The organism is Pseudomonas marvdashtae, from assembly GCF_014268655.2.
Taxonomy (GTDB): Bacteria; Pseudomonadota; Gammaproteobacteria; order Pseudomonadales; family Pseudomonadaceae; genus Aquipseudomonas; species Aquipseudomonas marvdashtae.
This window is the reverse complement of the sequence record NZ_JABWQX020000001.1, coordinates 343167-356594: the sequence shown is the minus strand read 5'-3', so window position 1 is coordinate 356594 and position 13428 is coordinate 343167. Positions and strand designations below refer to the sequence as shown.

12 protein-coding genes are annotated in these 13428 nt (G+C 61.0%); 8 read left to right on the top strand and 4 right to left on the bottom strand.

Translation table 11 applies throughout. From position 1 onward, the window contains the following. Positions 1-38: 38 nt before the first annotated feature. The 8 genes from HU742_RS01695 (at position 39) to HU742_RS01665 (ending at position 9001) form a co-directional block, all read left to right on the top strand. On the top strand, positions 39-1973 hold the full coding sequence (locus HU742_RS01695) for a putative nucleotidyltransferase substrate binding domain-containing protein (RefSeq protein ID WP_189664341.1): 1935 nt from the start codon (positions 39-41) through the stop codon (positions 1971-1973). Then, positions 1970-2677 (top strand): 3'-5' exonuclease, encoded by a 708-nt coding sequence (locus HU742_RS01690; RefSeq protein ID WP_186643506.1) that lies wholly within the window; start codon positions 1970-1972, stop codon positions 2675-2677. Before HU742_RS01695 ends, HU742_RS01690 begins: the two co-directional genes overlap by 4 nt. 138 nt (positions 2678-2815) lie before the next feature. Then, a complete protein-coding gene (locus HU742_RS01685; RefSeq protein WP_186643505.1) occupies positions 2816-3334 on the top strand; it encodes an RNA polymerase sigma factor in 519 nt (172 codons plus the stop codon). Beyond that, a complete protein-coding gene (locus HU742_RS01680) occupies positions 3331-4311 on the top strand; it encodes a FecR domain-containing protein (protein ID WP_186643504.1) in 981 nt (326 codons plus the stop codon). The genes HU742_RS01685 and HU742_RS01680 overlap by 4 nt, the downstream gene beginning before the upstream one ends. A gap of 154 nt (positions 4312-4465) precedes the next feature. Then, positions 4466-6904: a TonB-dependent siderophore receptor gene (locus tag HU742_RS01675; protein ID WP_186643503.1), complete on the top strand. Its 2439-nt coding sequence runs from the start codon at positions 4466-4468 to the stop codon at positions 6902-6904. Between the two features lie 69 nt (positions 6905-6973). Continuing rightward, positions 6974-8104, top strand: a complete 1131-nt coding sequence (locus tag HU742_RS01670; protein WP_186634385.1) for a PepSY-associated TM helix domain-containing protein — start codon at positions 6974-6976, stop codon at positions 8102-8104. Continuing rightward, positions 8101-8280, top strand: a complete 180-nt coding sequence (locus tag HU742_RS26750) for a hypothetical protein (RefSeq protein ID WP_346656834.1) — start codon at positions 8101-8103, stop codon at positions 8278-8280. Before HU742_RS01670 ends, HU742_RS26750 begins: the two co-directional genes overlap by 4 nt. Before the next feature lie 91 nt (positions 8281-8371). Beyond that, positions 8372-9001 carry a glutathione S-transferase gene (locus HU742_RS01665; RefSeq protein ID WP_186634383.1) on the top strand — a complete coding sequence of 210 codons (630 nt, stop codon included), beginning with the start codon at positions 8372-8374 and terminating at the stop codon, positions 8999-9001. A 181-nt stretch (positions 9002-9182) separates the two neighbouring features. Here the strand turns inward: HU742_RS01665 and creD are convergent, their stop codons facing one another. The 4 genes from creD to rloA2 all read right to left on the bottom strand — a co-directional run bounded on the left by creD (position 9183) and on the right by rloA2 (position 13349). Next, complete coding sequence (gene creD / locus HU742_RS01660) at positions 9183-10556, bottom strand: cell envelope integrity protein CreD (RefSeq protein WP_186643502.1); 1374 nt, start codon at positions 10554-10556, stop codon at positions 9183-9185. 118 nt (positions 10557-10674) lie between these two features. After that, a complete protein-coding gene (gene creC, locus HU742_RS01655; protein WP_186643501.1) occupies positions 10675-12093 on the bottom strand; it encodes a two-component system sensor histidine kinase CreC in 1419 nt (472 codons plus the stop codon). Further along, entirely contained in the window at positions 12093-12773 is a 681-nt protein-coding gene (creB, locus tag HU742_RS01650; protein ID WP_186634379.1) for a two-component system response regulator CreB, read from the bottom strand. Before creB ends, creC begins: the two co-directional genes overlap by 1 nt. 69 nt (positions 12774-12842) lie before the next feature. Next, positions 12843-13349, bottom strand: a complete 507-nt coding sequence (rloA2, locus tag HU742_RS01645; RefSeq protein ID WP_186634377.1) for a retropepsin-like aspartic peptidase RloA2 — start codon at positions 13347-13349, stop codon at positions 12843-12845. Between the last annotated feature and the right edge of the window lie 79 nt (positions 13350-13428).

The following is a 13428-nucleotide window of genomic DNA, read 5'->3' as shown; positions in this document are numbered from 1 at the left end:
ATCCGACCACAATAATTCGAAAAAGCTGCGTAATCGTTATGAAAAAAGCGGACGCCTTCATCCAGGCAGGGAAAACCGCGGTGTTGCAAAACATCCAGGGGACGCTGCAGTTTCTTCAGCGCTTCCCACCGTTCAACCAAATGGAAAACGCCCATCTGGCCTATCTGGTGGAGCAATGCCTGTTGCGTTTCTATGCGCCGGGCGAAACCATCATCAAGCCGGCCGACGGTCCGGTGGAACACTTCTATATCGTCAAGCAAGGTCGGGTAGTGGGCGAGCGCCCGCACACGGCCAAGGGCGGCACCGAGACGACCTTTGAAATCACCACCGGCGAATGCTTCCCCCTCGCCGCGCTGCTGGGTGAGCGAGCCACCCGCACCGAGCACCGGGCAGGCGAGGACACCTTCTGCCTGCAACTGAACAAATTGGCCTTCATCAAGCTATTCGCCTTGTCCGGCCCGTTTCGCGACTTTGCCCTGCGCGGCGTCAGCAGCTTGCTCGACCTGGTCAACCAGCAAGTACAGCAAAAATCCGCGCAGACCCTGGGCACGCAATATTCGCTCAATACCCGCCTGGGCGAGCTGGCGATGCGTCATCCAGTCAGTTGCAGTCCCGAAATGCCGCTGCGCGAAGCCGTCAAGCTGATGCACGATCAGCAGGTCGGCAGCATCGTGGTGGTGGACGAGCAGAAAGCGCCTGTGGGGATTTTTACCTTGCGCGACTTGCGGCAGGTCGTGGCCGACGGTACCGGGGACTTTTCCGAGTCGATTGGAATGCACATGACCCAGGCACCGTTCTTCCTGTCACCGGACCACAGTGCCTTCGACGCGGCCATCGCCATGACCGAGCGCCATATTGCGCACGTCTGCCTGGTCAAGGACCAGCGCTTATGCGGCGTGGTGTCGGAACGCGACCTCTTTTCCCTGCAGCGGGTCGACCTGGTGCATCTGGCCCGGACGATTCGCAACGCCCCGAGGGTGGAAAACCTGGTGACCCTGCGCGGCGAGATCGGTCAACTGGTGGAGCGCATGTTGGCTCATGGCGCGTCGTCGACCCAGATCACCCACATCATCACCTTGCTCAACGACCACACCGTCTGCCGGGTCATCGAACTGACCCTGGCCGAAAAGGGCGACCCGGGCGTGCCGTTCAGTTGGCTGTGTTTCGGCAGCGAAGGCCGGCGCGAACAAACGCTGCACACCGACCAGGACAACGGCATCCTCTTTGAAGCCCAGGACGCGGCCCATGCGGCGCAGATCCGCGGACTGCTGCTGCCCATCGCTCAACAGATCAACCAGAGCCTGGCCTTGTGCGGCTTCACCTTGTGCAAAGGCAACATCATGGCCGGCAATCCTGAGCTGTGCCTGTCCCGCGCCGAATGGGCGCGACGCTTTGCTGCCTTTATCCGCGAAGCAACGCCTGAGAATCTGCTGGGCTCAAGCATCTATTTCGATTTGCGCGTGGTCTGGGGCGACGAACAAGGCTGCGAGCAGTTGCGCCAGCAGATCCTCGATCAGGTGGCCGACAACCGCTTGTTCCAGCGCATGATGGCCGAAAACGCTCTGCGCCATCGTCCCCCCGTCGGACGCTTCAGGGATTTTGTGCTCAGCCGCAAGAACGGCGAAAAAGCCACCCTCGACTTGAAAGTGCAAGGCCTGACCCCTTTTGTCGACGGCGCAAGGTTGCTGGCACTGGCCAACGGTATCGAGGCCAACAACACCCTGGAGCGCTTGCGGCAACTGGTCGTCAAGGAAGTGATCGAGCCGCTCGACGGCGCTGCCTATGAAGAGGCTTATCACTTCATCCAACAGACGCGCATGCAACAGCACCAGTTGCAAACCCGGGAAAACCAGCCCTATTCCAACCGGGTCGATCCTGACAGCCTCAATCATCTGGACCGGCGCATCCTGCGCGAATCCCTGCGCCAGGCTCAACGCCTGCAAAGCAGCCTGACGCTGAGGTATCAGCTGTGAACCTGTTTTCCTGGTTGCGCCCGGTCCAACCGACGTTGTCGGAGACCTTGCAACAGCGCCTCAGGGACCTACCCACGCCCACTCAACTGACTGAACGCAGCCTGCGGGAACAGCGGTGGGTGGTGGTCGATCTGGAAACCACCGGCCTTAACCTGAGCAAGGATCAGGTACTGTCCATCGGCGCCGTGGTCATAGAAGACGGCGCCATCGATTTCAGCCAGCAATTCGAGCGGACCTTGCAATGCGACAAGCAGAAGCTCGGGCCGAGCGTGCTGATTCATGGCCTGGCGCCGAGTGCCATCGCCGCTGGCAGCGACCCGGCCGAAGCCCTGCTGGCTTTCATGGAATTCGTTGGCGACAGTCCGCTGCTGGCGTTCCACGCGCCTTTTGATTGCCACATGCTCGGGCGCGCGCTGAAAGACTACCTGGGCTATCGCTTGCAGCAGCCCTTTCTCGACGTAGCAGACATGGCCCCGATGCTTTGCCCTCAGGCGCACATACGCCAAGGGGGACTGGATGAGTGGATCGACTGGTTCAAACTGCAAATTTTTGACCGTCACAACGCCAGCGCCGACGCCTTGGCCACTGCGGAGCTGGCCCTGATCCTGTTCAGTCGCGCCCGCCAGCAAGCGATCCACAGCCCACTCGAGCTGCAACAACGCCTCGGACAATGGAAACGGCGGCAGCAGGCGCCCTCGCTTTAATCCGCCGCCCTGAATAATAGGTTTCTCTCGGGAGTGGCATATCGCTACAACTCCCGACCAACGCCAATTGCTTTCCTTCCCCCGCCTCTGCCACAATCGCGAACAATTCTCGTTACTTAATACGTCGGTGAATGTTCCGTGTCGTCAGTCCCCAGTTCCCACAGTGATTTGGTTGGTGCGTTGTACCGTGACCATCGCGGCTGGTTACTGGCATGGCTTCGACGCAACGTGGCCTGCCCGCAGCGCGCCGAGGACTTGAGCCAGGACACCTTCGTGCGCCTGCTGGGCCGTGGCGAGCTGACGGCACCGCGCGAGCCCCGGGCTTTTCTGGTCGCGATCGCCAAGGGCCTGCTGTTTGATTACTTCCGTCGGGCGGCGCTGGAGCAGGCGTACCTGACCGAACTGATGCTGATTCCCGAGGCCGAGCACCCGTCGGTGGAAGAACAGCAACTGATCCTCGAAGACCTCAAGCAGATCGATCGCCTGCTCGGCAAACTGTCCAGCAAAGCCCGCACAGCCTTCCTCTATAACCGCATCGACGGCCTCAGCCACGCCGAAATCGCCGAGCGCCTGGGGGTTTCGGTGCCACGGGTACGCCAATACCTGGCCCAAGGCCTGAAGCAGTGCTACATCGCCCTTTATGGTGAGCCGACATGAACACGGCCCATGGCAAACCGGTCTCCGCGCGGGTGCTGGACGCAGCCATCGCCTGGCAGTTGTCCCTGGATTCAGGCGGCGGCAGTCCTCAGGAGCGGGAGGCGTTCGCCCAATGGCACGCGGCCGATGAGGAACATGCCCGCGCCTGGCAACAGCTGGGCATGCTCGACCAGCGTTTCAACATCGCCAGTGGTCCAGCGCGGGCCGCGCTGCTGCAATCGAAGGCGAGCATCCGGCGCCGGGTGCGCAAGGTTGGCAGCGGCCTGGCCAGCATCGTCGCGGTCATCGGGCTGGCGCTGTTCGCCGGCGATCGTTATTTGCCGCTGGATTATTGGCTGGCCGACCAGCGCACCGCCACCGGTGAGCAACGTACGTTGCGCCTGGTGGACGGCACGCTGATCAACCTCAACACCCACAGTGCATTGGATGTGCGTTTCGACGACAAGCAGCGGCGCATCGTCCTGCAGGAAGGCGAAATCCTCGTGGAAACCGGTCACAACGATCCGCGTCCGTTCATCGTCGAGACTCGCGAGGGCAGCATGCGCGCGTTGGGCACGCGTTTTTTGGTCAAGCTCGAAGACCAGGGCACCCGCCTGAGCGTATTGAAGTCCGCCGTGGCGGCGCATCCGCAGAGCGCCCAGCAAGAACAGATCCTGTACGAAGGCCAACAGGTGCTGATGCTCAAGGACGGCCTGGAGCCAACAGTGGCCCTGAACCCCGGCGCCGACGCCTGGACACGCGGCATGCTGGTGGTGGACAACGCCCGCCTCGAAGACCTGGTCCATGAGCTGGGTCGTTATCGACGCGGCTATCTGGGCGTTGAACCGCAAGTGGCGGACCTGCGCATCACCGGCAGCTTCCCGCTGCATGACACCGATCTGGCGCTGACCGCTTTGCTACCGACATTGCCGGTGCAGGTCGAGCATCACACCCGCTGGTGGGTCGTGGTGGGGCCGCGAGCCGAAGCCAAGCCTTGAAGTGAGAGGTTGATCCCCCTCAGGGCCTGTCTTCGCGACGGCCACGCCGACCCGTGCAATCTTAATCTAAATAATTTTCATCCAGCCCTATCACTTTTCGATTTTCATCCGGCACACAGGCAATTGAGAAATATTTCCATTCAGGAGCCGCCGTATGTCCCGCCCGTTTGAGACCCTGTTGCGCCCCAGCCTATTGGCTATTGCCATCGCCCTGGCCAGCCCGTTGGCCAGCGGCCCGTTGCTGGCCGCCGAACAGGCCTCCGGCGTTCGCGCCTACAACCTGCCCGCCGCGCCGCTGGCCAGCACCCTGAACCAGATCGCCAGCCAGGCCGGTCTCGCCCTGAGCCTGAACCCGTCCCTGGCGTCGGGCAAAACTTCGGCACCGGTCCAAGGCCAGTTCGACGCCACCGGCGCGCTGCGTCAGGCCTTGCGTGGCACCGGTCTGCAATTGGAGCAAAGCAGCGCCGGCACCTACAGCCTGGTGGCCGTGCCCGAAGGCGTGATGGTGCTGCCGGAAACCAGCGTGATCGGCGCCGGCGTCAGCGAAACCGCGTGGGGACCGACCGAAGGTTACGTCGCCACCCGAACGGCGGCGGGCACGAAGACTGATACGCCGATTGTCGAGCTGCCGCGCTCGGTTTCGGTGATCACGCGCCAGCAAATGGACGAGCGCTCCGTGCTCAACCTCAACGACGCCCTGCGCTATACCGCCGGCGTGCAAAGCAGCGGCTACGGTTCGGATTCGCGCAACGACTGGCTGCTGGTGCGCGGCTTCGTGCCAACCCAGTTCCTCGATGGCCTACCGCTGCCCAAGGGCAACTACATCACGACGAAAATCGAGCCCTGGAACCTTGAGCGCATCGCTGTGTTGCGCGGGCCGGCCTCTTCGGTCTACGGCCAGACGCCACCTGGCGGCATGCTCGATATGGTCAGCCGTCGCCCACAAGCCGAGAGCAGCAACGAAGTCCAATTGCAGGCTGGAAGCTACGAACACAAGCAGATCAACTTCGACAGCACCGGCAAAGTCGATGACGAAGGCCAGTTCCTGTATCGACTCAGCGGCACAGTGCGCGACAGCAATTCCCAGGTCGACCACATCCCGGACAAGCGCTACAACATCGCCCCGAGCCTGACCTGGAATATCAACGACGACACACGTCTGACGTTCTTGTCGCAATACACCCGCGACGACACCGGCATCACCGGTCAATTCCTGCCACTGCAAGGCACCAAACTGGCTTCACCGGCGGGCAAGATTTCCCATCACAAGAACTTGGGCGATCCGGATTGGGAATTCTACGACCGCACCTACTACGCGCTGGGCTACAACTTTGAGCATCGCTTGAACGACACTTGGCAGTTCCGTCAGAACCTGCGCTATACCAAGAGCGATCTGGAGTTTCAGGGTATCTCCGCCGGTGGAGCTTTCTCCCCAGATGGCCCGGACGAATCGGTGAGCGCCGATGGCACCGTCAAACGCAGCGCCAGTATTGTTGATGAAGACATCAGCCAATACGCCGTGGATAACAACTTCCAGGCCGATTTCCAGACCGCAGCCTTGAGCCATACGCTGCTGCTGGGCCTGGACCACCAGCGCTCCAATAGCAACGCTCGCTGGCGATGGGGGTCTGGTGGTGTCCCTACCAGCAACGTCAACAACCCGACTTACGGACAGGATTTCTCCAACGTCCAGTATTTCGACATGTACCACTACAACCAAAAAACTCACCAGACTGGCCTGTACCTCCAGGACCAGATCGCTCTGGACAACTGGCGCCTGACCCTCGGTGGTCGTGAAGACTGGATTCACACCAGCACTGTATTCCACAACCAGAACGACGCGACCAACACCCAGCGCGACAAGAAATTCAGCGGCAACGCGGCGCTGAGCTACGTCTTCGATAACGGGGTGACGCCGTACATTTCCTTCGCACAGTCGTTCCAGGCTGTGGCGGGTTCAGCCGTCAACAGCACTGACTCGTTCAAACCAACCGAAGGCGAACAGTACGAAGTCGGTATCAAATACCAGCCACCGGGCACCAAGACCCTGTTGACCGCCGCAGTGTTTGACCTGACCCAGCAGAACAACTCCGTCACCGAAAACAACATCACTCGCCAAGTGGGCGAGGTCCGCGTACGCGGCCTCGAACTGGAAGCCTCCGGCGACGTCACCGACAACCTGAAGCTGATCGGCTCCTATACCTACAACGACAGCGAGATCACCAAAGGCACTGCGGCTGAAGAAGGCAAGCGCATGGCCCAGGTGCCGCGCAACCAGGCCACCGCGTGGGCCGACTACACCTGGCACAACGGCCCGCTGGACGGTTTCGGTGTCGGTGCTGGCGTACGTTATGTCGGCGACACCTATGGCAACACCACCAACACTGACTGGGGCCATGTCGGTTCCTACACCGTCTATGACGCCTCGGCCCACTACGACCTGGGTCGTTTGAACAACACCCTCAAGGGCGTCACCGTGGCGGTGGATGCCAAGAACATTTTCAACAAGGAATATTTGTCCACCTGTGATGGCTTCTACTGCTACTACGGCGACCAACGCAACGTCGTCGCGAGCGTGAATTACAAATGGTAAACGGTTAGCATTTGCGCAAACCTTCAGAGGGTCATGCACCAGCATGACCCTTTTGCATTCGGATCGATCATGAAAAGCAAAACCATACGCCGCTGGTCCTTTGTCCACACCTGGAGCAGCCTGATTTGCACGGTGTTCCTGCTGATGCTGGCGATCACCGGGCTGCCGCTGATTTTCCATCATGAAATCGAGCACCTGCTGGGTGACGCGCCAGAGCTGCGGGAAATGCCAGCGGGCACGCCGCCATTGGATCTTGCGCAACTGGTGGAAAAAGCCAAGGCTCATCGCCCGGGTGAAGTGGTCCAGTATTTTGGCTGGGACGAAGACGAGCCCAATGGCGTCATCACCATCATGGCGCCGACGCCGGGCACCGAACCCAACTCCTCCCACACGTTCATGCTCGACGCGCGTACCGGCGAAGCCCTGGAAATGCCCTCGGCGAACGGCGGTTTCATGATGGTCATGCTGCGCCTGCACGTAGACATGTTCGCCGGGCTGCCGGGCAAGTTGTTGCTGGCATTCATGGGTTTTCTGTTCGTGATCGCCATCATCTCCGGGGTGGTGTTGTACCTGCCGTTCATGCGGCGGTTGAAGTTCGCCACGGTGCGCCAGGACAAATCCACGCGCCTGCGCTGGCTGGACCTGCACAACCTGATCGGCGTGGTCACGCTGGTCTGGGCACTGACCGTCGGCGTGACCGGCGTGATCGCCGCCTGCGCCGATTTGATCATCGCCGCGTGGCGCAACGACAGCCTCAGCGCCATGGTCGAACCCTATCGCAACGCCCCACCGCTGACACAATTGGCCCCAGCCACCCGATTGCTGGACATCGCCAAGGGCGTCGCGCCGGGCATGGAGCCGAGTTTCATCGCCTTCCCCGGCACGCTGTTTTCCAGCGAGCACCATTACAGCGTCTTCATGAAAGGCGACACCCACCTGACCTCGCATCTGCTGACGCCCGTGTTGATCGATGCGACCACCCTGGACGTCACCGCCGTGGCCGAGCGGCCGTGGTACATGGACGTGATGAGCCTGTCCCTGCCATTGCATTTCGGCGACTACGGCGGCCGGCCGATGCAGATTTTCTGGGCAACCCTGGATGTGCTGACGATTATCGTCCTGGGCAGTGGCGTTTATCTGTGGCTGGTACGGCGTAAAGCCGCCAAGCGCGCAACCGTCGGTGCGGAGGTTGCCCCGTGAAGCCTCGGCAGTCGAGTTTCTGGAAGGTGTTTGGTATCCCGGTGGTGATCGGCGCGCTTAGCGCGGCGGGACTGTTTTCAGCGCTGCTGGGCGATGGGGCGTGGGATGCGATGAGCTGGGTTGGATTGGGAATCCCAACCGTTCTAGGGACTTGGGGGTTAATTAAACGAGGATGACTCGCCGAGCACAGCGGGACTCAACTGGCCGCTCGCCAGCCGCTGCGTAACTGTCTAGGCTACGCCTAGCCCGTCAACCGAGGATGTTTGCATGTCCACCCCCAGCATGACCCTGTTCCACAACCCTGCTTCGCCCTTCGTCCGCAAGGTCCAGGTATTGCTGCATGAAACCGGCCAGCAGGACCGCGTGGCCTTGCAGCTCAGCCAACTCTCGCCGGTCAAGCCAGACCGAGCGCTGATCGGCGACAATCCGCTGAGCAAGATCCCTGCCCTGCGCTTGGCCAATGGCAGCGTGATCCACGACAGCCGCGTCATCCTCGACTACCTCGACCACCAGCACGTCGGCAACCCTTTGATTCCCCGGGATGGCGCGGCCCGCTGGCGGCGCCTGACCCTGGCATCGCTGGCCGACGGGATCATGGATGCGGCCGTGATGATCCGTTACGAAACCGCGCTACGCCCGGCGGAAAAACACTGGGACGAATGGCTCGACGCGCAACGCGACAAGATTCGCCGCGCCTTGGCCACGCTTGAAGCCGAGGCGATTGCCGAGCTGGCCAGCCATTTCGACGTTGCTTCCATCAGCGTGGCGTGCGCCTTGGGTTACCTGGACCTGCGCCACCAGGACCTGGAGTGGCGCAAGGCCAATCCTCAGCTAGCGCAGTGGTTTGCCGAAGTCAGTTTGCGGCCGTCGATGATCGAAACGGTGCCCAAGGTTTAAATCTGCCTTGGCTGTATAGGCCTCCTCGCGAACAAGCCCCTTCCCACATGTCTTGCGTGTTCGTTGTGGGAGCGGGATTGCTCGTGAACCGGCCAACACGGTTGAGCCGCAAACAACCCGGCAATCTGCATCACCAACGCTTCCCGCACCCGCTGATCGTCCCGCAACCCCAGCGACCGGCTCATTTCACCTCCCCCAGATCGAAGCTCATCGCAGCTGCTGGCTTCGCCCCGACCCCGTACCAGTCCAGCTTGCGCGTCAGCACCATGAACACCCCGAGCAGGCTGAACAGCAGCAGCGAGCCCATCAACAGCGCATAGTCCTCAGCGCTCAACAGCCCGTAGAGCAAACCGTACAACCCCGCCAGGCCCGCCGAAAAACCCAGGCCGTGACTCACGCTGCGCAACACATGGCAGACATAGAACCCGATCAGCAACACGCAAGCACTGGCCGATACCAGATACGCCAAGGTGAAGCCGATGTGTTCCGACAGCGATAACAGCAGTAGATAGAAGAATGCCAGCGCCACACCGACCAACGCGTACTGAACCGGATGCACCGCCAGGCTCTTGAGCACTTCGAAGAGGAAGAACCCGGCGAAGGTCAGCGCGATAAACAGCAGCGCATATTTGATCGCCCGATCGCTTTTCAGATACTGATCCACCGGGTCGACGAAACTCACGCCGAAGGCCCGGCTGCGGAATGCCTCGCAACCATCGCTTGGCTCACAGGCTTGCAGGGTTTCCAGGAGGTTGGTGGAAAAAAACGAAGTCTGCCAGTCAGCGCTGAAACCCTGCTCATTGATTTCGCGTTTGACCGGCAAATAGTTGCCGATGAAGCTGGGGTGCGGCCAATCGGCGGCCAGGTGCACTTTGGTAGACTTGCCCACCGGCAGGATCTGCAGCTCGCCGGTGCCTTGCAGCCGCAGGTCGAAACCGAACGTCAACTCAGGACTGCCCTGGGCGGTGATCATCGGCAGCGGCACGTGGACGCCCTGCCCCAGCCAGCCGAGTCGCGAGCCGGGCAGGAAGTCGACCGTCTGCTGGTTCAGCGTCAGGGTCAGGGCATTCTCGATGCCGCGGATGTCGCTGATACCGACACTGAGGTACGGCTCGTCAAAACGGTAATCGGCAAAATCCTTCGGGGCGATGCCATAGCGTTCCGGCACTTTGAAGCGCCCATCGATCCGATTGTCGGCGTGGAACAATCGCGCTTCGTAGATCCCCCGGGCCCGGGTTTCAGTACGGATCTGCCCGTCGAGCTCGAATTGCTCCGGCAGAAAATACATCTCACCGGTTTGCTCGACGGTTTCCAGGAACCGCACGCCGGTCTTCTCATTGGTGTTCCAGACTTTCACGTCCTTGCGAAACGGCACCACGATCATCGGCCCGATCAACTGCTGGCTATGACTGGAGCTGCGGGCAATATCCTGCAACACCCCATCACGCAACTCTTGGCGCTCGTCAATCAGGCCGTTGATCATCAACAGCGGGATCATCAGCAAAAGAATCAATAGGGCGATCATGCCCAGTTTTATGGCGAGACTGCGGTTCATGTGGGGCTCTCCCTGTTCGAATGGAGAGAGTCTGGCGAGGCCGTGTGAGTGCTTTATGAGTGGAATGTGGAGATTGTGTGGAGACTGCATTCACCTGATCAACGTGAAACCTGTGGGTTCAGGGCAAACGGAGCACCACCTCGACTCCGCCCTCGACATTGCCAATGGTGAATTCGCCACCGTGCAACTGCACCACTTCCTCGACGAAGTTCAAACCCAGCCCTGTGCTCTTGCGACCGGTGCCGGGGCGCGGCAGGGAATAGAACCGCTCGCTCAGGCGCGGCAGCGCGTAGTCGGGAATCGGCTCGGCCTGATTGAATAACCGGAGCTCGACGCGCTTGCCGAGGCGCTCGGCGCTGATGCGCAACAGCCCTTCGACCGGCGTGAAGTCCAAGGCATTTTCCAGCAGGTTGCCCAAGGCCTGACGCAACAAGAACGCTTCTCCAGTCAGCGCCAGGTCGGCGGCTATGTGCCGTTCTATGCGCAACTGACGGTTTTCGATCCAGCCGCCACGGGCTTCGAGCAGCTCATCCACCAGCGCCGCCAACGGCACTTCGACGATGTCTTCAAGCCCTTGGCGCTGTTCGACCTGGGCCAAGTTCAGCAGGCGTTCGATCAATTGCTGCATGCGCACGCTTTCGCTGTCGATATTGCTGACAAAACGTTGGCGCTGGGCAGCGGGCATGTCGCTCTGGAGCAGCTCGGCGGCACCGCGAATCGCGGCCAGCGGGCTCTTGAGTTCGTGGGTCAGGGTGTGCACATAACGCTCGACGTAGGCCTTGCCTTCGAGTTGGGTGCGCATGTGCTCAACGGCGCCCGCCAGTTGCTCGAACTCACCGCCGCGATAATGCGGCACCTCCACCCGACGTCCTTGGCTGACCGCCTGGGCGTAGCTCGTCAAACGCCGCAGTGCCGCGCTAAGCCACCATGACAACGCCGCGCCCAGCAACAAGCCCAGGCCGATCAGCCCGGCGCCATAGAGCAGCAGACGCCGCTCCGTGCGATCGATATAAGGTTGCAGCGAACTGTTAGGCTTGGCGACGGTGACCACGCCGATGATCCGGCCGTTGTCACGGATCGGTGCCCCGACGTGCATCACCGAGGACGCTGGATCATCCGGATCACTGCGCGTCGAACGGGCGCCGTAGTGGCCGCGAAGGGTCAGGTAGACGTCATTCCAGCGTGAATAATCCTGGCCCACCGCCACGCCGCTTGAGTCGAGCACCACAATACCGTTGGCATCGGTGACGTAGATCCGATGGCTGACCTGGTTTTTTGGCAGCCCCCAGATCGTCGCCGCCGGCTGGCGCTCACCGTAGGATCTGAGCAATTGCGGCCAGCGATTCTGGCTGAGCGTCCCGGCCTTGAAGTCGTCCCGCAGGATCTCGGCCATCAGGTTGGCCGTGTCCACCAGCGTCTCTTCGGTGGACTGGCGCACGCCGGGGCGGATTTCCTCCATCACCGTGTTGAGCACGAAATAACCGGCCAAGCCGATAAACAGCACGTAGGCGAGGAAGATCCGAATGCCCAGCGGCATCAGCTGTGCCCCGGGCTGTAGCTGTAACCCAGGCCTCGATGGGTCTGGATCGGTTCGGCCTCGGTCCTGACCAGCCGCAACTTGGCGCGCAGACTCTTGATGTGGCTGTCGATACTGCGTTCATACCCGGCATCGCTGGGCACGCCCAGGGCATCAAGCAACTGTTCACGACTGAAGACCCGTTCGGGTTGCTCCAACAGGCAGTGCAACAGGCGAAACTCATGGCGGGTGAGGTTCAACGGTTTGCCGCGATAGCTGATTTGCACGCGATCGTTGTCCACCTGGAACAATGCCGAACCCGTTTCCACGACGGGCCTTGGCGCCACTCGCTTGAGAATGGCGCGGACCCTGGCGGCCACTTCCCGAGGGCTGAAGGGCTTGACCACATAATCATCGGCACCGATCTCCAGGCCCACCACCCGGTCGATCTCCCCATCCCGAGCCGTAAGAAAAATTACCGGAACGTCGCTGAAACGTCTGAGATTCTTACACGTCTCGAAACCGCTGATATCCGGCAGGCCCACGTCGAGAATAATCAGGTCCGCCGGGGTATTTTTCTGGTGCTCCAGGGCCGCTGCGCCAAGGCTCAACCAAGTGGTGTCGAAGCCCTCGCCCTGCAGGGCAAACACCAGCGTATCGGCAATAGCAGCTTCGTCTTCGACAATCAGAATATGAGGCATGGCGTCCGAGCCCGACAGTAAAGTTGCCGGAACGGTGCCCCAAGCCTCGAAGCACGTCAATCGGGGAAATCAACAGTCCGGTTTATCCGCGGTAAACCGCCGCGCCGGGTTAATCGCAGCGTCAAACTCGCGCAAGGCCTTGGCACCGATCAATAACGGGTAGTTGAAGCTGCTGCGGTCGGTCAAATTGACCTCGACGGTGCGCTTGACGTTACCCAGGCACATTTCCAGTTCCACTACCGGACGTTTGCTGGGTGCGATTTTTTCATCGTCGTCCTCGTCCTCTTCGGAACGGGTCTTGATCTTGCTGATGCGCGCGACCTTGTGCTCGTAGATTTTGTTGCTCGCGTCCTTAGTCGCCAGGCGAAACCGCACCCAGTCATCGCCGTCACGGGTAAACGTCTCGATGTCCTTGGCCGACAGCGAGGCGGTCAACGCACCGGTGTCCATCTTGGCCTTGAGCACTTCGCCGCCGATTTCCGGTAGCGCGATGTATTCGTAGCGCCCGTACAGGGTGGGCTCGGCGGCGAGCACGGGAAGGGCCACCAGGGAAAGCAGGGCTAGCATGGATTTCATGTAAGAGCTTCCGTTGTGGGAGTGGGATTTTAGACCGTGGCCGACGAATTCGTTCGGTTAAAGCTGTGGCGAGGGGGCT

Bases quoted from the DNA above. Each gene is read 5' to 3' on its own strand.
- HU742_RS01680 (WP_186643504.1), top strand. From the start codon at position 3,331: ATGAACACGGCCCATGGCAAACCGGTCTCCGCGCGGGTGCTGGACGCA.
- rloA2 (WP_186634377.1), bottom strand. From the start codon at position 13,349: ATGAAATCCATGCTAGCCCTGCTTTCCCTGGTGGCCCTTCCCGTGCTC.
- HU742_RS01670 (WP_186634385.1), top strand. From the start codon at position 6,974: ATGAAAAGCAAAACCATACGCCGCTGGTCCTTTGTCCACACCTGGAGC.
- HU742_RS01665 (WP_186634383.1), top strand. From the start codon at position 8,372: ATGTCCACCCCCAGCATGACCCTGTTCCACAACCCTGCTTCGCCCTTC.
- creD (WP_186643502.1), bottom strand. From the start codon at position 10,556: ATGAACCGCAGTCTCGCCATAAAACTGGGCATGATCGCCCTATTGATT.
- creB (WP_186634379.1), bottom strand. From the start codon at position 12,773: ATGCCTCATATTCTGATTGTCGAAGACGAAGCTGCTATTGCCGATACG.
- HU742_RS01675 (WP_186643503.1), top strand. From the start codon at position 4,466: ATGTCCCGCCCGTTTGAGACCCTGTTGCGCCCCAGCCTATTGGCTATT.
- HU742_RS01695 (WP_189664341.1), top strand. From the start codon at position 39: ATGAAAAAAGCGGACGCCTTCATCCAGGCAGGGAAAACCGCGGTGTTG.
- creC (WP_186643501.1), bottom strand. From the start codon at position 12,093: ATGCCGCTGGGCATTCGGATCTTCCTCGCCTACGTGCTGTTTATCGGC.